The sequence below is a fragment of the Pseudomonas sp. UBT genome (genome assembly GCF_050915955.1).
In the GTDB taxonomy this organism is placed as follows: Bacteria; Pseudomonadota; Gammaproteobacteria; order Pseudomonadales; family Pseudomonadaceae; genus Aquipseudomonas; species Aquipseudomonas antarctica_A.
On the sequence record NZ_CP168079.1, the window covers coordinates 1,382,077 to 1,403,540 of the forward strand.

General features: G+C 62.3%; 16 protein-coding genes. 11 read left to right on the forward strand and 5 right to left on the reverse strand.

What is annotated here, in order from left to right:
* Positions 1-26 precede the first annotated feature (26 nt).
* From ACDZ94_RS06360 to ACDZ94_RS06405, 10 genes are read left to right on the forward strand one after another with little or no spacing between them, the layout of a single operon-like run.
* Positions 27-677, forward strand: coding sequence for an outer membrane lipoprotein carrier protein LolA (locus tag ACDZ94_RS06360; protein ID WP_221296024.1), 651 nt, complete (start codon positions 27-29; stop codon positions 675-677).
* The gene (locus ACDZ94_RS06365; RefSeq protein WP_407015909.1) at positions 667-2,979 is read left to right on the forward strand and encodes an MMPL family transporter; all 2,313 of its coding nucleotides are present in this window, start codon (positions 667-669) and stop codon (positions 2,977-2,979) included. Before ACDZ94_RS06360 ends, ACDZ94_RS06365 begins: the two co-directional genes overlap by 11 nt.
* Positions 2,980-3,012: 33 nt before the next feature.
* Complete coding sequence (locus ACDZ94_RS06370; RefSeq protein ID WP_082895815.1) at positions 3,013-4,260, forward strand: NAD(P)/FAD-dependent oxidoreductase; 1,248 nt, start codon at positions 3,013-3,015, stop codon at positions 4,258-4,260.
* Positions 4,257-4,991 carry a class I SAM-dependent methyltransferase gene (locus tag ACDZ94_RS06375; RefSeq protein ID WP_262666831.1) on the forward strand — a complete coding sequence of 245 codons (735 nt, stop codon included), beginning with the start codon at positions 4,257-4,259 and terminating at the stop codon, positions 4,989-4,991. Before ACDZ94_RS06370 ends, ACDZ94_RS06375 begins: the two co-directional genes overlap by 4 nt.
* Entirely contained in the window at positions 4,988-5,470 is a 483-nt protein-coding gene (locus ACDZ94_RS06380) for a hypothetical protein (RefSeq protein WP_064450321.1), read from the forward strand. Before ACDZ94_RS06375 ends, ACDZ94_RS06380 begins: the two co-directional genes overlap by 4 nt.
* Positions 5,467-6,633, forward strand: a complete 1,167-nt coding sequence (locus ACDZ94_RS06385) for a beta-ketoacyl-[acyl-carrier-protein] synthase family protein (RefSeq protein WP_064450320.1) — start codon at positions 5,467-5,469, stop codon at positions 6,631-6,633. Before ACDZ94_RS06380 ends, ACDZ94_RS06385 begins: the two co-directional genes overlap by 4 nt.
* Positions 6,630-7,091, forward strand: coding sequence for a hotdog family protein (locus ACDZ94_RS06390; RefSeq protein ID WP_064450319.1), 462 nt, complete (start codon positions 6,630-6,632; stop codon positions 7,089-7,091). Before ACDZ94_RS06385 ends, ACDZ94_RS06390 begins: the two co-directional genes overlap by 4 nt.
* Complete coding sequence (gene fabG, locus ACDZ94_RS06395; protein ID WP_064450318.1) at positions 7,088-7,816, forward strand: 3-oxoacyl-ACP reductase FabG; 729 nt, start codon at positions 7,088-7,090, stop codon at positions 7,814-7,816. The genes ACDZ94_RS06390 and fabG overlap by 4 nt, the downstream gene beginning before the upstream one ends.
* Positions 7,816-9,042: a beta-ketoacyl-ACP synthase gene (locus tag ACDZ94_RS06400; RefSeq protein WP_064450317.1), complete on the forward strand. Its 1,227-nt coding sequence runs from the start codon at positions 7,816-7,818 to the stop codon at positions 9,040-9,042. The genes fabG and ACDZ94_RS06400 overlap by 1 nt, the downstream gene beginning before the upstream one ends.
* 27 nt (positions 9,043-9,069) lie before the next feature.
* Complete coding sequence (locus ACDZ94_RS06405) at positions 9,070-9,519, forward strand: hypothetical protein (protein ID WP_407015913.1); 450 nt, start codon at positions 9,070-9,072, stop codon at positions 9,517-9,519.
* Between the two features lie 299 nt (positions 9,520-9,818).
* On the opposite strand, the gene ACDZ94_RS06410 is transcribed toward ACDZ94_RS06405, so the two are convergent.
* The gene (locus ACDZ94_RS06410; protein WP_064450315.1) at positions 9,819-10,712 is read right to left on the reverse strand and encodes a LysR family transcriptional regulator; all 894 of its coding nucleotides are present in this window, start codon (positions 10,710-10,712) and stop codon (positions 9,819-9,821) included.
* Positions 10,713-10,884: 172 nt separating this feature from the next.
* Here ACDZ94_RS06410 and ACDZ94_RS06415 point away from each other — a divergent pair, with 172 nt between their 5' ends.
* Entirely contained in the window at positions 10,885-12,111 is a 1,227-nt protein-coding gene (locus ACDZ94_RS06415) for an MFS transporter (protein ID WP_432751485.1), read from the forward strand.
* Between the two features lie 116 nt (positions 12,112-12,227).
* Here ACDZ94_RS06415 and hemE read toward each other — a convergent pair whose 3' ends face one another.
* From hemE to ACDZ94_RS06435, 4 genes are all read right to left on the reverse strand, one after another.
* Positions 12,228-13,295, reverse strand: coding sequence for a uroporphyrinogen decarboxylase (hemE, locus tag ACDZ94_RS06420; protein ID WP_432751215.1), 1,068 nt, complete (start codon positions 13,293-13,295; stop codon positions 12,228-12,230).
* Between the two features lie 253 nt (positions 13,296-13,548).
* Complete coding sequence (locus ACDZ94_RS06425; protein ID WP_064450312.1) at positions 13,549-14,967, reverse strand: FAD-dependent oxidoreductase; 1,419 nt, start codon at positions 14,965-14,967, stop codon at positions 13,549-13,551.
* A 124-nt stretch (positions 14,968-15,091) separates the two neighbouring features.
* Positions 15,092-19,537 carry a glutamate synthase large subunit gene (gene gltB / locus ACDZ94_RS06430; RefSeq protein ID WP_432751216.1) on the reverse strand — a complete coding sequence of 1,482 codons (4,446 nt, stop codon included), beginning with the start codon at positions 19,535-19,537 and terminating at the stop codon, positions 15,092-15,094.
* A gap of 352 nt (positions 19,538-19,889) precedes the next feature.
* Positions 19,890-21,458: an AAA family ATPase gene (locus tag ACDZ94_RS06435; RefSeq protein ID WP_259763164.1), complete on the reverse strand. Its 1,569-nt coding sequence runs from the start codon at positions 21,456-21,458 to the stop codon at positions 19,890-19,892.
* Between the last annotated feature and the right edge of the window lie 6 nt (positions 21,459-21,464).

The following is a 21,464-nucleotide window of genomic DNA, read 5'->3' on the forward strand; positions in this document are numbered from 1 at the left end:
CTCCTGTGGGAGCGGGCTTGCCCGCGATGGACGTTAACGATAACGCCGGGCGCCTGACACTGCGCAGCGCCCTCAGGTTCTTCGCGAGCAAGCTCGCTCCCACAGGAGCCGGATTGTTGCTCAGTCTCAGCGCCCACGCCTTCGACCTGCAGCAGCTAAGCGATCAGTTGGCAAAACCGTCCGTGATCCACGGCAGCTTCATCCAGGAAAAACACCTGCGCGCCCTGCCCCAGCCACTGGTCAGCAAGGGCTCCTTCGTGCTCGCCAAAGACCACGGCCTGTTGTGGCTGCTGAAGGCCCCGCTGCAACAGGATTACCGCATCAGCGCCCAGGGCATTGCCCGACGTGACGCCAACGGCTGGCAACTGCTGCCGAACAAGAGCGCCGGCGCCGAGCAGAATCGCCTGTTCCTCGCCGTGCTCCAGGGCGACAGCAGCGGCTTGCAGCGCGACTTCGAACTGCAACTGCAAGGCGCAGCCAACCAGTGGAAGCTGACGCTGACCCCACGTTCACTGCTGCTCAAGCAGGTCTTCACCCAGATCAATATCGACGGTGGCGAGCTGGTTAACACCATCGAATTGCTGGAAACCCAAGGCGACAGCACCGTGCTGCGCATGCAGGACAGCTCAGCCAGCCAGCCGTTGAGCGAATCGGAGCAACACGACTTTGCCCAGTGAGCGCCTGCTGCCGCGCCTGTTCCTGATCCTGCTGGTGGCCGTGCTGGCCCTGGCCGGCTGGCAATGGCGGCATGGCGCGCCGCTGTCGGCCAACTTGATGGAGCTGGTGCCCGGCAACACGCCGGATGCCCTCGAGCTGAAAGCCGAGCAGCGCATGCAAGAGCCCTTGAACCGCGAAATGCTGGTGCTGGTGGGGCATACCGACCGCCAGCAAGCGGTGGCCGTGGCACAACAACTGGGCGAGCGTTGGCAAGCCAGCGGCCTGTTTGAAAAGGTGCAGTGGAACCTGCAAGCCGACTTGCCGGCGCTGCGTGAGCAATTGCTGCGCGGGCGACTGGCGATGCTCTCGGCCAAAGACCGCGAACAACTGATCGAGCACCCCGACGCCTTTATCCAGCAGCGCGTGCAAGCGCTGTTCGACCCTTTCACCGGGTTCAGCCTGGTGCCGAGCCAGGACGACTGGCTGGGCCTCACCGGGCGCATCCAGAACAGCCAGCCGCAACACGGCTCGGTACAACTGGATATCGGCAGCGGCGCGTTGATCGCCGACGCCGACGGCAAAAGCTGGGTGCTGCTGCGTGCACGCACCACCGGCAATGCCTTTGATATGAAACTGCCGCTGCAAGTGGCGGATTTGCTCAAGGCCAGCCGCGCGCAGGCCAGCGAGCAAGGCGCGCAATTGCTCGCCGCCAGCGGCTTGCTCTATGCGGCCAACGGGCAGCAGCAGGCCACCCGGGAAATCACCTGGGTCGGCGGCGGCGCGACCCTTGGCATTCTGCTGCTGTTGCTCCTGGCGTTCCGCCGCTGGCGCGTGCTGCTGGCCTTTGTGCCGGTGCTGGTCGGCATGCTGTTTGGCGCGGTGGCCTGTGTAGCGCTGTTCGGCCATATGCATGTGATGACACTGGTACTCGGCTCCAGCTTGATCGGCGTGGCGGTGGATTACCCGCTGCACTATCTGTCGAAAAGCTGGAGCCTGCAGCCGTGGCGCAGTTGGCCGGCCTTGCGCCTGACCCTGCCGGGGCTGAGCCTGAGCCTGGCGACCAGTTGCATCGGCTACCTGGCGCTGGCCTGGACGCCCTTTCCGGCGCTGACGCAAATCGCGGTGTTCTCGGCTGCCGGCTTAGTCGGTGCCTACCTCTCGGCCGTGTGCCTGTTGCCCGCGCTGCTCAAGGGCCTCGAACTGCGCCCGGCGCAATGGCCGCTACGCATTGCCGAATGCCTGTGGCTGTTGCGTGCGTCCTTGATCAAGCGCATACCGAGCCCGTTTTTGCTGGCGTGGGTGTTGGTGTTTTGTGCCGGTGGCCTGTGGCAGCTGAACAGCAAAAACGACATCCGCCAATGGATCGGTGCCCCGCCGCAACTGCTGCAAGAGGCCCAGGCCGTGGCGCGCATCACCGGTTTCCAGCCCACCAGCCAGTTCTTCCTGGTGCGTGCAGACAACCAGCAACAGTTGCTGGAACGCCAGGCCGGCTTGGGCAAACGCCTGGACCAACTGGTGAACATGAACAAGCTGCAAGGCTACCTGGCGCTCAACCAACTGGTCAGCCAGCCTGCCGAGCAGCAACAACTGCGTGATGCGCTGGACCAACTCCCGCAACACTGGCAGCCACTGCTGGACCTCGGCGTTCCCGCCAGCGCCCTGCACGCTGAAGTCGCGCAACTCAAAGCACTGCCCACCGAAGACATCGACGCTGCGCTGGTGGGGCCATTGGCAGAACCGTGGCGCACGCTGTGGCTCGGCCCGGTAGACGGCGGCGTGGCCGCGATGGTCAGCTTGCAAGGCTTGAACAACCCGGCGCTGCTGCGGGTGCAGGCGCTGGACTTGCCCGGCGTGCAACTGGTGGATCGCCTGGGGGATTTGAACCGGGTATTCGCCGACACGCAGATCAGCGCGGCTGAACTGAAATTGATGTCATGCGTGCTGATCGTAGTGTTGCTGATCCTGCCGTTCGGCTTTGGTGGTGCCTTGCGCATCGTCGCCCTGCCACTGCTCGCGGCGCTGTGCAGCCTGGCGAGCCTGGGCTGGCTGGGCCAGCCGTTGACGCTGTTCAGCCTGTTCGGCCTGCTATTGGTCACCGCCATCAGTGTCGACTACGCGATCTTGATGCGTGAGCAGATCGGCGGCGCCGCCGTGAGTCTTTTAGGTACGCTGCTGGCGGCGCTGACGACCTGGTTGTCGTTTGGCCTGTTGGCAGTGTCGAGTACACCGGCCGTGAGTAATTTCGGCCTGTCGGTCAGCCTGGGCCTGGCTTTCAGCTTTATGCTGGCGCCTTGGGCCGGCCATCAGAAGCACGCCTTATGAATGTGATTATCGCCAAAGTGGCAAGGAGCCCTCGTGCCCACAGTTGAAATGGAACGTCGCCAGGTGGTGGTGATCGGTGCCGGCCCGTCCGGTGCCATCGCCGCTGCGCTGTTAAAGCGCAACGGGCATGATGTATTGATTATCGAGCGCCAGCATTTCCCACGCTTCTCGATTGGCGAAAGCCTGTTGTCGCACTGCATCGACTTTATCGAAGAAGCCGGCATGCTCGACGCCGTGCAGGCCGCGGGTTTCCAGGTAAAAACCGGGGCCGCATTCGCCTGGGGTGAGCGCTACAGCGCGTTTGATTTCGGTGACACGTTCAGCAACGGCAAGCCCACCACCTTCCAGGTGCAGCGGGGCGAATTCGACAAATTGCTGGCTGACCAGGCCGCCTTGCAAGGCGTGGAAATTCGCTACGGCGAAACCATCGTCGGCGTGGATTTCGCCGGCGAAAGCCGCTACCTGCATGTGCGCCGCGAGAACGGCAGCGAATACCACCTCAAGGCCAAGTTCGTGCTCGACGCCAGCGGTTACGGCCGTGTGCTGCCGCGCCTGCTGGACCTTGAAGCACCGTCGAATTTCCCGGTGCGCCAGGCGGTGTTCACCCACGTTGAAGACCACATCGCCCACCCGGACTTCGACCGCAGCAAAATCCTTGTCACCACCCACCCAACCCAGCGTGATATCTGGTTCTGGACCATCCCGTTCAGCAACGGCCGTTGCTCGGTGGGTGTGGTCGCGGCCAAAACGCATTTCGACGGCCGCGACGGCGACCTCGACGCCTGCCTGCGCGGGTTTATCGACGAAACCCCAAGCCTGTCCGGCGTGCTGCAAAACGCCGTCTGGGACACGCCTGCGCGCACCATCGGCGGCTACTCGGCCAACGTCAAAACCCTGCACGGCCCGGGCTTTGCGCTGCTGGGCAATGCGGCGGAATTCCTCGACCCGGTCTTCTCCTCTGGCGTGACCATCGCCATGCGTTCGGCGAGCATGGCCGCCGGGCTGCTGCATCGCCAACTCAAGGGCGAAACAGTGGACTGGCAAACCGAGTTTGCCGAACCGCTGAAACGCGGTGTCGACACCTTCCGCTGCTACGTCGAAGGCTGGTACGCCGGGACCTTCCAGGACGTCATTTTCCACCCGGGCAGTTCGCCGGAGATTCGCCGGATGATCAGCGCAATCCTCGCCGGTTACGCGTGGGATGAGCGCAACCCGTTTGTCAGCGAGCCCAAGCGGCGGTTGCGGATGCTGTCGGAGATTTGTGCGAGTGAGCCGGTATGAGCAGCCAGTATTTAAGTAAGAACTACGTCGAAGAAACCAAATTCGGCTTCTGGTTCCTGCGCAGCCATACGTGGCAGCACCACGTATTGCGCGTAGCGATCAACGACCTGCGCGGCCTGTTCAGCGAGCCGCTCCCCGTGGCACCAGTGTTGCTGGACGCCGGGTGCGGCCAGGGCAAATCCTTCAAGCTGTTGCAGCACGCATTTGCGCCCAAGCACCTGATCGGCCTGGATGCCGACCTCCACAGCCTGGAGCTGAGCAAGGCCGAAGCCGCACGCCAAGGCCTGGCCATCGAGTTGATCGGCAGCGACTGCGCCACCCTGGAGGTGCCGGACGAAAGCGTCGATATCCTGTTCTGCCACCAGACGTTCCACCATCTGGTCGAACAGCATCGCGCGCTGAAAGAGTTCTACCGCGTGCTCAAGCCGGGCGGCTATTTGCTGTTTGCCGAATCCACCGAAGCGTATATCGACACCTGGGTAATTCGCTGGTTGTTCCGCCACCCGATGCACGTACAGAAAAGCGCCGAAGAATACCTGGAGATGCTCCGCGAGCAGGGCTTTGAATTTGGCCCGCAGAACGTTTCCTACCCGTATTTGTGGTGGAGCCGTTCGAGCGATTTTGGCCTGCTCGAGCGCTGGGGCCTGCGTAACCCGCCGCCGGTGGGCGAGCGCGAAGAAACCCTGGTCAACTGCGTCGCACGCAAACCTTTAGTGAGCGCCACAGCATGATCCGCATGCTGTTGATCGGTTGCCTGCTGCTGTTGAGCGCCTGCGCCAGCCAGCCGCCGCTGCCGGAGAGAACGCCGGTGTTGAGCTTGCCCATGCAACTGCACGTGCAGCGCCGGGCGGGCGGCCAGAGCCAGGACTGGCTGCTGGTGATCCAGCGCGAAGGCGCTGCCCTTCGCTGGTCGATGATGGACCCGCTGGGCATTCCCCAGGCCCGGCAAAAGCTGATCAATGGCGAGTGGCAGGCCGATGGCTTGCTGCCGCCCAATCCCCAGGCGCGCGAGCTGTTTGCCGCCTTGCTGTTTGCCCTGACCTCGGCGGATGACGTGCACACGCTTTACCCGAGTGCCCAGGCGAGGGACCTCACACGCACGCTGCCGGGCCATTGGCAAATCGTGTACCAGTCTTCCGAGGTGTTTAGCGTGAACATGACGGGCCAACCCTTGAGCTACCGCATCACGCCGCTTGGGGTCGCCCGATGACGGCTTATCTCAACGCGCTCGGCGTAATCTGCGCCCTGGGCCGCGACCCGTCCGAGGTCAGCCGCAGCTTGTTTGCCGGCGACTGTTCCGGCATGCGCGCCGAAAGTGGTTGGGTGCCGGAGCGTGTGGTGCCGGTGGCGGGTGTGCATGGCGAACTGGCGAGTATCCCGGCTGAGTTGAACCAGCAAAGCAGCCGCAATAACCAGTTGCTGCTGGAAGCGGCGTTGCAGATCGAGGTTGAGATCCGCCAGGCGATCCACACCTACGGTGCCTCCCGCGTCGGCGTGGTGCTGGGCACCAGCACCTCGGGCATCGACGAAGCCAGCCGTGGCATCGCGCACTACCTGCGCGACCAGCAGTTCCCCGGCGACTACGACTACCAGCAACAGGAACTCAGCGCCCCGGCGAACTTCCTGGCCGACTGGCTGCAATTGAGCGGCCCGGCTTATGTGATTTCCACCGCCTGCACTTCCAGCGCCCGCGCGCTGATGAGTGCCCAGCGCCTGCTGGACCTGGGCGTGTGCGACGCGGTGATCTGCGGCGGTGTCGACAGCCTGTGCAAGCTGACGCTTAACGGTTTTACCTCACTGGAAGCCGTCTCCAGTGAACGCTGCAATCCATTTTCGGTGAACCGCAACGGCATCAATATCGGCGAAGCAGCGGTGCTATTCCTGATGACCAAAGCGCCCGCGCCCATTGCCTTGCTCGGCAGCGGTGCCAGTTGCGATGCGCACCATATCTCCGCCCCCGAGCCCACCGGCAAAGGCGCACTGCTGGCCATGCGCAAGGCCTTGGCCAGCGCGAAACTGGCGCCCGAGCAAATCGGTTACCTGAACCTGCATGGCACCGCGACCCATCATAACGACGCCATGGAAAGCCTCGCTGTCGCCAGCCTGTTCCCCGATGGCGTTGCCTGCTCATCGACCAAACCCATGAGCGGCCACACCCTCGGTGCGGCCGGCGCGCTGGAAGCGGCGTTCTGCTGGCTGAGCCTGACCCATGGCCGGGTGCCGCCGCACGTGTGGGACGGCCAGGCGGACCCGGCGTTGCCCGCGTTGCAATGGGCGCACACTGGCGACACCTTGAAAAAACGCTGCCTGATGAGCAACTCCTTTGCCTTCGGTGGCAACAACGTCAGCCTGATTATCGGAGAGGCCCCATGATCGATTGGCCACTCGCCGAACTGCTGCCTCACGCGGGCGACATGATCCTGATCGACCAGGTGCTGTCGTTCGATGAGGAGCAAGTTCACACCCGCACCACCGTCAAGCCCGGCGGCCTGTTCAACCGCCCGGACGGCAGCCTGCCGGCCTGGGTCGGTATTGAGCTGATGGCGCAAAGTGTCGCCGCCTATGCCGGTTGCCGCGCCCGCCAAAAAGGCGAAGCCGTGGAACTGGGTTTCCTGTTGGGCACACGTAAGTTCGAGTGCAACGTGGAATGCTTCCCGGCCGGCGCCGAACTGCGCATCCATGGCCTGCGCTCCCTGGAAGACGACAACGGCATGGGTGTGTTCGAATGCCACCTCACCGGCGACGGTATCCAGGCCAGTGCGCGCTTGAACGTATTTCGACCGCCCCAGGCGGCCAACTATTTAGATGAATCGAAGGACGAAACGCCATGACTGAATCCGTACTGGTCACCGGCTCCAGCCGTGGCATCGGCCGCGCCATTGCCCTGCGCCTGGCCCAGGCCGGGCATGACATCGTGCTGCATTGCCGCAGTGGTCGCGTTGAAGCCGACGCGGTGAAGGTCGAGATCGAAGCCCTGGGCCGCAACGCGCGTGTGCTGCAATTTGATGTGGCGGACCGCGCCAGCTGCAAAGCCATCCTTGAAGCCGATGTGGAGCAACATGGCGCCTATTACGGCGTGGTGCTCAATGCCGGCCTGACCCGCGACGGCGCGTTCCCGGCCTTGTCCGAAGACGATTGGGACGTGGTGATGCGCACCAACCTGGATGGCTTCTATAACGTTTTGCACCCGGTGATGATGCCGATGATTCGTCGTCGCGCGGCGGGCCGTATCGTCTGCATTACCTCGGTTTCCGGGCTCATCGGCAACCGTGGCCAGGTCAACTACAGCGCCTCGAAAGCCGGCTTGATTGGTGCGGCCAAAGCCCTGGCCATCGAGCTGGGCAAGCGCAAGATCACCGTCAACTGTGTGGCTCCCGGCTTGATCGACACCGCCATGCTCGATGAAAACGTGCCGGTGGAAGAGCTGATGAAGATGATCCCTGCGCAGCGCATGGGCACCCCGGAAGAAGTCGCCGGCGCAGTGAATTTCCTGATGTCGGCCGAAGCCGGCTATATCACCCGCCAGGTCCTGGCCGTGAATGGAGGCCTGTGCTGATGAAACGCGTCGTCGTCACCGGCATGGCCGGCATGACCTCCCTGGGCAGCGACTGGGACACCATCGCCGCCAACTTTCGCGCCAACCGCAGCGGCATTCGGCGCATGGACGAGTGGGACCGTTTCACCGAATTGAACACGCGCCTGGCCGGGCCGATCGACGATTTCGTGGTGCCCGCCCACTGGACACGCAAGCAACTGCGCAGCATGGGCCGTGTGTCGCGCCTGGCGGTGTGGGCGGCGGAGCAGGCGTTGCAGGACGCCGGTTTGCTCGGCGACGAGTCGATCAAGGACGGGCGCATGGGTGTGGCCTGCGGCTCGTCCACCGGCAGCACCGACGAGATCAAGGCGTTCGGCAATATGCTGCTGAATTCGGTGGCCGAAGGGCTGAACGCCAACTCCTATGTGCGCATGATGCCGCACACTACGGCGGCGAATATCAGCATCTTTTTTGGCCTCACCGGGCGCTTGATTCCCACGTCCAGCGCCTGCACCAGCGGCAGCCAGGGCATCGGCTATGCCTATGAGGCCATCAAGTTCGGCCGCTTGCCGTTGATGCTCGCCGGTGGCGCCGAGGAATTGTGCCCCACCGAAGCCATGGTGTTCGACGCGCTCTACGCTACCAGCCTGAAAAACGATGCGCCACAGACCAGCCCGCGCCCTTATGACAGTGGCCGTGATGGCCTGGTGATAGGCGAAGGCGGCGGCATGCTGGTGCTGGAAGAACTGGAACACGCCCTCGCGCGTGGCGCGCATATCCATGCCGAGATTGTCGGTTTCGGCAGCAACGCCGACGGCCAGCACACCACCCGCCCGGAGCAGAAAACCATGCGCCGCGCGATGGAGCTGGCCCTGGAAGATGCCGGGCTGGAGCCGTCCGCCATCGGCTACGTCAACGGCCATGGCACCGCGACCGATCAAGGCGATATCGCCGAGACGTTGGCAACAAGCAGCTTGTTCGGCAGCCGTATGCCCATCAGTTCGCAGAAGAGCTTCCTTGGCCACACCTTGGGCGCCTGCGGGGCGCTGGAGTCCTGGTTCAGCATCGAAATGATGAACCGCGACCAGTACGTACACACCTTCAACCTGGATACCGTCGACCCGCAATGCGGCGAGCTGGATTACCTGCAAGGAGGCTTTCGCGAGATGCACCACGACTACGTGATGAACAACAACTTTGCGTTTGGCGGCGTCAACACCTCGCTGATCTTCCGCCGCTGGTCCTGAATTTTTTAATCGATTGGAGAAAACGGAATGTCTTCCTTGCTACGCGCCACCCTGATCACCCTGGCCCTGCTGAGCACCGCCGGCTGCACCAGCAAGCCGGTCCTGAACACCCAGCACGACCTGCCAACCGCAACCCAGGTCAGCGAAGAAACCATGAAACAGGTGATCGTCGCAGCCCTGCAAAAACGCGAGTGGACTGTACAACGCCTCAGCCCGCAACTGGTGCAGGCCGAGATCACTGTGCGTAACCAGTATTACGCGGCCATCGACATTCGCTACACCCGCAACAGCTACGCCATCACCTACCGCGACAGCCGCGACCTGGGCTACAAGGACGGCAAGATCCACCGCAACTACAACCGCTGGGTGAGCATGCTCGACCGCGACATCATGGCGGGCTTGCAGAGCAGTGGTGCGAATGTGCCGGGTTCGGCGGCGCAAGTGCTTGAGCAGCCGGGGGCTTCGAAGCAGAACTGAAGTTTTCCGATGCTGCAGAAACGACAAAGGGCGCCTTTCGGCGCCCTCTTCACAAACAGGTAGGCTTGTCATCGCCGCGTCCTGCCTGGCTCTGCGATGGCTGGATGCCCAGGATCCTCAGAGTCTCACAAGCCCCTTTCGGGAACTCGGCCAGTATGCCTGAAAACAGCTCGCCTGCAATCGGTGGCAAAGCGCCGCTCATCTCTGACCCACTTCATCGCAACCCCAGCGCACTGCGCACCGCCGCTTTATTCTTGCGAATGACTAAGCCGGTTGCGTTACCTGATAGGTGATAGTCCCTACATCGCCGCCTTGCGCGTCAGAAGTTCCACAAACGCCCTGGCCATCGGGGTTTGCGCGCCCTTGCGTTGCACCAGCCACACGGCCGTCACCGCTTCCTGATCGAGCAAAGTGCGATACACCACGCCATCAATGCGTATGCGCTGATAAGACGCCGGCAACACTGACACCCCCAAGCCTGCCGCCACCAGCCCAATGATGGTCATCGCCTCCCCCGCTTCCTGCGCGAAGTGCGGGCTGAAGCCGGCGTCACGCGCCAGGGTGAGCAATTGTGCGTAGAGGCCGCTGCCGTAGCTGCGAGGGAAAAACACGAACGGTTCTTCAGCCAGCTGCGCCAAGTACAAGCCGCGCTCGCTGCCTTCCACCAAGGGATGGCCGGCGTTCAGTACGGCGACCAGGGGCTCACGCATCAGCTCAATGACACTCAACGAGTCCGGCAACGGCAACGGGCGCATCAGCCCCACCTGGATCGACTCATCCACCAGCGACTCGGCCACTTCGGTGCTGCTCATTTCCTGCAAACTCAGGTGCACCGCCGGGAAGGCCTGGCGAAATGCAAAAATCGCCTGCGGGATGCTGGCGTTGAACGGCGCCGACGAAGTGAAGCCGATCTTCAACTCCCCAAGCTCGCCCAACTGCGCGCGACGCGCCACATCGGCGGCTTTATCGACCTGCGCCAGCACCAATCGCGCCTCGTGCAGGAACAACCGCCCCGCCTCGCTCAGCTCGACCCGGCGATTGGTCCGCTCAAACAAGCGCGCGCCCACCTCTTGCTCCAGCGCCTGAATCTGCTGGCTCAGCGGCGGTTGCGAGATGCCCAGCACCTGCGCGGCACGGCCGAAATGCAGTTCTTCGGCGACGGCGATGAAGTACCGCAGGTGACGCAATTCCATGCAAGCCTCATTAGGTCGTAAAAGCTATCAAACAGGTCGAACAATATATTGGAAAGAATCATTAGGCAGCTATATTCTTTTTCGCATTGCCAGTCCTGGCAGGCTTTCCCTCGCCGAGGTCCCCGTGAAATCTGCTGTCGCTCCCTTTGCTCAAGAAGTCCCGCCTACCGCCCTGGATGAGGTGGTGGCCCAGCTCAACGAGACGTTCATCGAAAAAGGCACGCCGATGTTCATGCGCACGGTGCTGGCGCTGTTCTCCGGCGGGTTTGCGACCTTTGCCCTGCTGTATTGCGTGCAGCCGATGATGCCGGCGCTGTCTCACGAGTTCTCCATCAATGCCGCGCAAAGCAGCCTGATTCTCTCTGTAGCAACGGCGATGCTCGCCTTGGGCTTGCTGATCACCGGCCCGATTTCCGACACTTTGGGGCGCAAACCGGTGATGGTCGCCGCGCTGTTCTGCGCGGCACTGGCCACCATTGCCAGCGGCTTGATGCCAACGTGGGAAGGGATTCTGCTGATGCGTGCGCTGGTGGGCCTGTCATTGAGCGGCCTGGCCGCCGTGGCGATGACCTACCTGAGCGAAGAGATCCACCCGCAACACATCGGCCTCGCGATGGGCTTGTATATCGGCGGCAACGCGATTGGCGGCATGAGTGGGCGCTTGATCATCGGCGTGTTGATCGACTTCGTCAGCTGGCACACCGCAATGCTGATCATCGGCGCCCTGGCTCTGATCGCGGCCACCGTGTTCTGGAAAATCCTCCCCGAATCGCGCAACTTCCGCGCCAGCAGTCTCAAGCCGCGCAGCCTGGTCGACGGCTTCGTCATGCACTTCAAGGACGCGGGCCTGCCGTGGTTGTTCCTCGAAGCCTTCCTGCTGATGGGCGCGTTCGTGACGATGTTCAACTACATCGGCTATCGCCTGCTGGCCTCGCCCTATGAATTGAGCCAGGCCGTGGTTGGCCTGCTGTCGCTGGTGTATTTGTCGGGCATCTACAGCTCGGCAAAAATCGGCTCCCTGGCTGACCGCCTCGGCCGTCGCCGCGTGCTGTGGGGCACCATCGTGCTGATGCTCGCCGGCATGGCCCTGACCCTGTTCACCCCGCTGTGGCTGGTGGTGCCGGGCATGCTGATCTTCACCTTCGGCTTCTTCGGCGCCCACTCGGTGGCCAGCAGCTGGATCGGCCGGCGTGCAGTGAAAGCCAAGGGGCAGGCGTCGTCGCTGTACCTGTTCTGCTACTACGCAGGCTCGAGTATTGCCGGTACGGCGGGCGGGTTCTTCTGGCACTTTGCCGGGTGGAATGGGATTGGTGGGTTTATCGTGGCGCTGCTGGTTGGCGCGCTGTTGGTGGCGCTGAAGCTGGCGAAGTTGCCGCCGCTGGGGAATGTAAAGGCCTGACGCGGTCCTGCTTTATGTGGGAGCGGGCTTGCTCGCGAAGGCGGTGCTTCAGTGACGAATTTATCGACTGACACTCCGCATTCGCGAGCAAGCCCGCTCCCACATTTGTTTTGCGTTTACTCGTGGTACTGCGCCGACAGCTCATGCACCGCGCGCAGGAACGCGCCGGCGTGTTCCGGGTTCACTTCCGGCGTGATGCCATGGCCGAGGTTGAACACGTGCCCGCTGCCCTTACCGTAGCTGGCGAGGATGCGGCCGACTTCAGTGCGGATCGCTTCCGGCTTGGCGTACAGCACGGTGGGGTCCATGTTGCCTTGCAGCGCAACGCGGTTGCCCACGCGCTGACGGGCTTCGCCAATGTCGCAGGTCCAGTCCAGGCCCAGGGCATCGGCACCGGCGTCGGCGATGCTTTCCAGCCACAGGCCGCCACCTTTGGTGAACAGGATGACCGGCACTTTGCGGCCTTCGTGCTCGCGGATCAGGCCGCTGACGATCTTGCGCATGTAGGCCAGGGAGAACTCCTGGTACGCCGCCGCTGACAGGTTGCCGCCCCACGTGTCGAAGATCTGCACCGCTTGGGCCCCGGCCATGATCTGGCCGTTGAGGTAGCTGGTGACCGACTGCGCCAGCTTGTCGAGCAGCAGGTGCATGGCTTTCGGGTTGTCGTAGAGCATGGCCTTGGTCTTGCGGAAGTCTTTCGACGAGCCGCCTTCGACCATGTAGGTGGCCAGGGTCCATGGGCTGCCGGAGAAGCCGATCAGCGGCACGCGGCCGTTGAGCTCACGGCGGATGGTGCTGACAGCATCCATCACATAGCCGAGGTCTTTGTGCGGGTCAGGGATCGGCAGGGCTTCGATATCGGCCAGGGTGCTGACGACTTTCTTGAAACGCGGGCCTTCGCCGGTTTCGAAGTACAGGCCTTGGCCCATGGCGTCAGGGATGGTGAGGATATCGGAGAAGAGGATGGCCGCATCCAGTTGTGGGTAGCGGTCCAGCGGCTGCATCGTGACTTCGCAAGCGAACTCCGGGTTCATGCACAGGCTCATGAAGTCGCCGGCGTGGGCGCGACTGGCGCGGTATTCCGGCAGGTAGCGACCGGCTTGACGCATCATCCATACGGGCGTGACGTCTACGGGTTGCTTGAGCAGGGCACGAAGGAAACGGTCGTTCTTGAGGGCAGTCATGTCGGCATCCGCAAAAAAAGTGCGGGCATTTTCTCAGAGCGCGACGCAAAAGGCACGGAGTGAGCCGTGCCTTTTGTCTATCGGGTCAATTTGTCGCAATGGCTGGCACTCCAAGCCTCAATGTGAAATGAGGTTTGTGTGGGAGCTGGCTTGCCTGCGATAGCATCACCTCGGTGCATCTGATACACCCAGTTGCCTGCATCGCAGGCAAGCCAGCTCCCACATTTGACTGCATTCCACCTTTGGATCGGAGTCAGACTTGCAGGTAGTCCAGGATCCCTTCGGCGGCATTGCGGCCTTCGAAGATCGCCGTCACCACCAGGTCAGACCCGCGCACCATATCGCCACCTGCGAAGATTTTCGGGTTGCTGGTCTGGTGTTTGTACTGACCTTGTTCCGGGGCTACAACGCGGCCCTGGCTGTCGGTCTGGATCTCGAACTGCTCGAACCACGGCGCCGGGCTCGGGCGGAAGCCGAAAGCGATGACCACGGCGTCGGCCGGGATGATCTCTTCGGAACCCGGGATCGGCTCGGGGCTGCGACGGCCACGGGCATCCGGCTCGCCAAGACGGGTCTCGACCACCTTCACGCCTTCGACGCGGTCTTCACCGACGATAGCGATCGGCTGGCGGTTGTAGAGGAATTTCACGCCTTCTTCCTTGGCGTTCTTCACCTCTTTACGCGAGCCCGGCATGTTGGCTTCGTCACGACGATACGCACAGGTCACCGACTTGGCGCCCTGGCGGATCGAGGTGCGGTTGCAGTCCATCGCGGTGTCGCCACCGCCGAGCACCACAACCTTCTTGCCTTTCATGTCGACGAAATCTTCCGGCGACTTTTCAAAGCCCAGGTTGCGGTTGACGTTGGCGATCAGGAAATCCAAAGCATCGTAAACGCCCGGCAAGTCTTCACCGGCAAAGCCGCCCTTCATGTAGGTGTAGGTGCCCATGCCCATGAACACGGCATCGTATTCGGCGAGCAGTTGCTCCATGGTGATGTCTTTGCCGATCTCGGTGTTCAGGCGGAACTCGATGCCCATGCCGGTGAACACTTCACGACGGTTGCTCAGTACGGTTTTTTCCAGCTTGAACTCGGGGATGCCGAAGGTCAGCAGGCCGCCGATTTCCGGGTTCTTGTCGAACACCACCGGGGTCACGCCGCCACGCACCAGCACGTCGGCACAGCCCAGGCCCGCCGGGCCTGCGCCGATGATCGCGACGCGCTTGCCGGTCGGCTTGACCTTGGACATGTCCGGGCGCCAGCCCATGGCGAACGCGGTGTCGGTGATGTACTTCTCCACCGAACCGATGGTCACCGCGCCGAAGCCGTCGTTAAGGGTGCACGCACCCTCGCACAGACGGTCTTGCGGGCACACCCGGCCGCAGACTTCCGGCAAGGTGTTGGTCTGGTGCGACAGCTCGGCGGCGGCGAGGATGTTGCCCTCGGCCACCAACTTGAGCCAGTTGGGAATGAAGTTGTGCACCGGGCACTTCCATTCGCAATACGGGTTACCGCACCCCAGGCAGCGGTGGGCCTGGTCGGCCGAGTGCTGGGGTTTGAAGGGTTCGTAGATTTCCACGAACTCTTTCTTGCGTTGACGCAACAGTTTCTTCTTCGGATCTTTGCGCCCGACATCGAGGAATTGGAAGTCGTTGCTGAGACGTTCGGCCATCTTTAAAACCTCGTACACGACAGTTTCAAGCTACAAGCTTGAAGCTGCAAGAAATCAAATAAACCGGCACACCGCGCACTGCTCTTAGCTTGCGGCTTGAAGCTTGCGACTTGCCGCTGCGTCGTCATTGCGGGCTCGCAAGTGTGCTGGAGAGCAGAGATTTCAAACTCGCTGCCTTCGGTTTGACCAGCCAGAAACGACGCAGGTAATCATCGAGGTTTTCGGCGAGGTTGCGGCCCCATTCGCTGCCGGTCTCCTCGACGTACTCGTCCAGCACGTGCTGCAAGTGGTTCCGGTAGGACTCCATGGCTTCGCCGCTGATGCGCTGGATCTCGACCAACTCGTGGTTGACCTTGTCGACGAAGGTGTTGTCCTGGTCCAGCACGTAGGCGAAACCGCCGGTCATGCCCGAACCGAAGTTGTAACCGGTCTTGCCCAATACCGCGACAAAACCACCGGTCATGTACTCACAGCAGTGATCGCCCGTGCCTTCCACCACGGTGTGGGCACCGGAGTTACGCACGGCGAAACGCTCACCGGCAGTACCGGCGGCGAACAGCTTGCCACCGGTGGCGCCGTACAAGCAGGTGTTGCCGATGATGGCACTGTCCTGGGTCTTGTAGATGCTGCCTTTAGGCGGAACGATCACCAGCTTGCCGCCGGTCATGCCCTTACCCACGTAGTCGTTGGCGTCACCTTCCAGGTACATGTGCAGGCCACCGGCGTTCCACACGCCGAAGCTCTGGCCCGCAGTGCCGTTGAAACGGAAGGTGATCGGCGCCTTGGCCATGCCCTGGTTGCCGTGCTTGCGCGCGATTTCACCGGAGATGCGTGCGCCGATGGAACGGTCGCAGTTGCAGATATCCAGGGCGAAGTCGCCACCGCTGGCGTCGTTGATCGACGAGCTGGCCATTTCGACCATCTTCTCGGCCAGCAGGCCTTTGTCGAACGGTGGGTTGCGCTCCACCTGGCAGAATTGTGGCTTGTCTGCCGGGATATGGTCGCTGCCCAACAGCGGCGTCAGGTCCAGGTGCCGTTGCTTAGCGGTCTGCCCTTCAAGGATGTCGAGCAAATCAGTACGCCCGATCAGCTCTTCCAGCGAACGCACACCCAGCTTGGCCAGCCACTCGCGGGTTTCTTCGGCGACGTAGGTGAAGAAATTCACCACCATGTCGACGGTGCCGATGTAGTGGTCTTTGCGCAGCTTCTCGTTCTGGGTCGCGACGCCGGTGGCGCAGTTGTTCAGGTGGCAGATGCGCAGGTATTTGCAGCCCAGGGCGATCATTGGCGCAGTACCGAAGCCGAAGCTTTCGGCGCCGAGGATCGCGGCCTTGATCACGTCGAGGCCGGTTTTCAGGCCACCGTCGGTCTGCACCCGCACTTTGCCGCGCAGGTCGTTGCCGCGCAGGGTCTGGTGAGTTTCAGCCAGGCCCAGTTCCCACGGCGCGCCGGCGTACTTGATGGAGGTCAGCGGCGATGCGCCGGTGCCGCCGTCGTAGCCGGAGATGGTGATCAGGTCGGCATAAGCCTTGGCCACACCGGCGGCGATAGTGCCGACGCCAGCTTCTGCGACCAGTTTCACCGAGACCAGGGCCTGCGGGTTGACTTGTTTCAAGTCGAAAATCAGCTGCGACAAGTCCTCGATGGAGTAGATGTCATGGTGCGGCGGCGGCGAAATCAGCGTCACACCTGGCACTGCATAACGCAGCTTGGCGATCAGGCCGTTGACCTTGCCGCCTGGCAGCTGGCCGCCCTCACCGGGCTTGGCGCCCTGGGCGACTTTGATCTGCAGCACTTCGGCGTTGACCAGGTATTCCGGGGTTACACCGAAACGGCCAGTCGCCACCTGCTTGATTTTCGAGCTCTTGATGGTGCCGTAGCGCGCCGGGTCTTCACCGCCTTCGCCGGAGTTGGAACGCGCCCCCAGGCGGTTCATGGCTTCGGCCAGGGCTTCGTGGGCCTCAGGCGACAAGGCGCCCAGGGAAATACCGGCGGAGTCGAAACGCTTGAGGATCGATTCCAGTGGTTCGATTTCGCTGATTGCCAGCGGCGTGTCCAGGGTTTTCACCTTAAACATATCGCGGATCATCGACACCGGGCGGTTATCCACCAGCGCGGTGTATTGCTTGAACTTGGCGTAGTCGCCCTGCTGCACAGCGGCTTGCAGGGTGCTGACCACGTCGGGGTTGTACGCATGGTATTCGCCACCGTGGACGAACTTGAGCAGGCCGCCTTGCTGGATCGGCTTGCGCGCGCTCCAGGCTTCGGCCGCCAGGGCTTTCTGTTCGGCTTCGATGTCGACGAAACGCGCGCCCTTGATGCGACTCGGCACACCCCGGAAACTCAGGTCGCAGACTTCTTCGGACAAGCCGATGGCTTCGAACAATTGAGCGCCACGGTACGAGGTGACGGTAGAGATGCCCATCTTCGACAGGATCTTCAACAGGCCCTTGGTGATGCCCTTGCGGTAGTTTTTGAAGACCTCATAGAGGTCGCCCAGCACTTCACCGGTGCGAATCAGGTCGCCCAACACTTCGTACGCAAGGAACGGGTACACCGCCGAGGCGCCGAAACCGATCAGCACCGCAAAGTGATGCGGGTCGCGGGCAGTGGCGGTTTCGACGAGGATGTTGGAGTCGCAGCGCAGGCCTTTTTCGGTCAAGCGGTGGTGCACCGCGCCAGTGGCCAGCGAAGCGTGGATCGGCAGTTTGCCTGGCGCGATGTGGCGGTCGGTCAGCACGATCTGGGTACGACCGGCGCGCACAGCTTCTTCGGCCTGATCGGCGACGTTGCGCACAGCGGCTTCAAGGCCGAGGCTCTCGTCGTAGTTCAGGTCGATGATCTGGCGGTCGAAGCCTGGGCGCTCCAGGGTCATCAACGAGCGCCATTTGGCCGGGGAAACAACCGGCGAACTGAGAATCACGCGGGAAGCGTGCTCAGGCGATTCCTGGAAGATGTTGCGCTCGGCACCGAGGCACACTTCCAGCGACATCACGATGGCTTCGCGCAGCGGGTCGATCGGCGGGTTGGTCACCTGGGCGAACTGCTGGCGGAAATAGTCGTACGGCGTGCGCACGCGCTGGGACAGCACGGCCATTGGCGTGTCATCACCCATGGAGCCGACGGCCTCGTAGCCTTGCTCGCCGAGCGGACGCAGCACTTGGTCGCGCTCCTCGAACGTGACCTGGTACATCTTCATGTACTGCTTGAGCTGGTCGACGTCATAAAAAGCCGAACCGTGGTCGTTGTCTTCCATGGTCGCCTGGATGCGCAGGGCGTTCTTGCGCAGCCATTGCTTGTACGGGTGACGCGACTTCAAGCGGTTGTCGATGGCGTCGGTGTCGAGGATCTGCCCGGTTTCGGTATCCACGGCCAGGATCTGACCAGGGCCGACACGGCCTTTGGCGATGACATCTTCAGGCTTGTAGTCCCATACGCCGATTTCCGACGCGAGGGTGATGAAACCGTTGGTCGTGGTGACCCAACGCGCCGGGCGCAGCCCGTTACGGTCGAGCAGGCACACCGCGTAGCGGCCGTCGGTCATGACCACGCCGGCCGGGCCGTCCCACGGCTCCATGTGCATCGAGTTGTACTCGTAGAACGCACGCAGATCCGGGTCCATGGTTTCGACGTTCTGCCACGCTGGCGGAATGATCATGCGCACGCCACGGAACAGGTCGATGCCGCCGGTGACCATCAGCTCGAGCATGTTGTCCATGCTGGAGGAGTCGGAACCCACGCGGTTGACCAGCGGGCCGAGCTCTTCGAGGTCCATCAAGTCGTTGGCGAACTTGGTGCGACGGGCCACAGCCCAGTTGCGGTTGCCGGTGATGGTGTTGATCTCGCCGTTGTGGGCGAGGAAGCGGAATGGCTGAGCCAGCGGCCATTTCGGCAGGGTGTTGGTGGAGAAGCGCTGGTGGAACACGCAGATTGCGGTTTGCAGGCGCTCATCGCTCAGGTCTGGATAGAAGGCGGTCAAATCCGCCGGCATCATCAGGCCTTTATAAATGATGGTCTTGTGCGAAAAGCTGCAGATGTAGTGGTCAGTATCGGCGGCGTTGGACACCGACGAGCGACGACGCGAGGTGAACAGCTTGATCGCCATGTCCTGATCGCTCAGGCCATCGCCGGCGATGAACACTTGCTCGATCTGAGGCAGGCGCTCCAGGGCCAGGCGGCCGAGCACACTGGTGTCGATCGGCACTTTGCGCCAGCCGACCAACTGCAGGCCGGCAGCGACGATCTCGCGGTTCATGTTCTCGCGCGCGGCTTCGGCTTTGACCGGGTCCTGGTTGAAGAACACCATGCCCACGGCGTACTGCTTGGGCAGGTCGGCAGCAAATTGTTCTTTTGCGACAGCGCGCAGGAACTGGTCGGGCTTTTGAATCAGCAAGCCGCAACCGTCACCGGTTTTGCCGTCGGCGTTGATCCCACCGCGGTGGGTCATGCAGGTCAGGGCCTCGATGGCCGTTTGCAAAAGGGTATGACTGGGCTCGCCCTGCATGTGGGCTATCAGGCCGAAACCGCAGTTATCCTTGAATTCATCGGGTTGGTACAGACCTGCTTTCATAGACACTTTCTCACCAGGCTGCCTCTGTTACCGAGGCAAATTTCTTTTCAATTCAACCCGTTACCTTCCACGCCGAACGTACGCCAGCTTTGCGGGGGCAAAAGGGAGGTCATTGTACACACCGACACGAACGCTCACAAATTTAGCGACGAAATGTCGCAAATCTATGTCGCATTTATGAAAGGTTTAAAGCGATATGCTGTGCTAGTCAAAACTTTTTTAATTCTGACCGCTACGACTCAAAAGCCACTGTGACGCAGACACCACAAAGCGCGCGGCCTTGAGGGCAGCACGCACTTACGGATTTTTTTGAGGTGCCGGGAGAGGCGGCCTGGGTAAGGCCGCCGAATCTTCAGCGAGTTGTTGCGAGTTCTTGTTGAACGCTGGCAACAGTGCGAGGCCAAGGTTTACCAGCCTGAACCTTCGCTGGCAAGGCTTTGATAGCGGAATCAGCTGCTGCACGGCTTGGGAAGCTGCCGTAAGTGATCACGTAGAGAGGCTTGCCGTTGAGCACTTTCTTGAAATAACGGTACTCGCCGCCCTGCTCCTTCACGAAGGCCTGAGCATTGGCTTCGGAACTGGTGCCGAGGATCTGCACCACGAAGTGGCCGGCCGGCTGGCTGGTGTACCAGCTGCTACCGGCGGCGGCAGGGGCAGCTGCTTTGGCGACGGCGGCAGGTTTTTCCGCAGGTTTGGCGGCTGGCGCCGGTTTAGCCACTGGCGCAGGCGCGACAGGCTTGGCAACCGGAGCTGGCTTGGCAGTGGCGACGGCCGGGGCCGGGGTCGGCTTGGCCGCTGGAGTGGCTGCAGGGCCGGCAGGTACGCCCGCAGGCGGCGCAGTAGTGGTCACGGTTGGCGGCGTGGCGCTGGAGCCTTCCACCGGCACACCGTCGTCGCCTTCGGAGATACCACCGGCTGCTTCGGCGAGCGGGCCGCGCATCACCGGCTGACCCACCATCGGCAGGTTGGTCGGCTGGCCGGAGTTGGCGAATTCAACATTTGGCGTGGGCTTGCCCAGTGGCAACTGCGCCTGTTCGGTTGGCGCACCGGCGGTGGCGGGTGCCTTGCTGCGGCCCGGAATCAACCAGGCGGCGGCAACAGCGACCACGACAACGGCGGAAATAGCCAATACGTGCTTCTTAGGCATAGTAAACCCCATCTTTGGACGCTTAACCGCAGAGCGGCTTGCAATCATGGCTTCGATCAAGGCATCCCGGGCAACCTGGTTGATGGTGCCAGGCCAGCCGTCGGAGCTTTCGTGAATATCAGAGATCTGCGAAGCGGAGAAAAGTTCGATACCGGCACCGGCGCCTTCGAGGCGTTGAGCCAGGTATTCGCGGGTTTCTTCCTCTTCGTACGGTTGCAATTCGATGACGTGAAACAGCTCCTGGTCGCCACTGATCTGCTCCAGATCGGCGATCAACGACGACTCGCCAAACAGGAATACGTGCGGGCGACCTTCGGGCGTGCCCGCGGCCAGCGCCAGCAGCGCTTCCAGGGCGGACTCATCGAGTTGTTCGGCGTCATCTACCAGCAAATACACTTCTTGCCCGGTGAGGCCCAGTTGCACCACTTGCTTGAGAATCGCGTTTGGCTCGGCATTGGAAACGTTCAGCGCCTGGGCCACCTGGCGCAGCACGCCAGCCGCATCACCGGCGCCACGGGCCGACACCACCACGCTCTGTACCGATTGCTTGTTGGTACTGGCAACCAGCGCCTGGCGCAGCAGGGTCTTGCCACTGCCCAACGGGCCGGTCACAACCAGCAGCAATTGGCTGTAGCGCGCCAGATGGTGCAACTGACCGAGCACCGGCTTGCGCTGGGCAGGGAAAAATTTGAAACCAGGCACCCGCGGAGCAAAAGGGTCATGGCTTAACTGGTAATGGCCGAGGAACGCCTCGTCGGCATGCAAACTAGTCATCGGGAT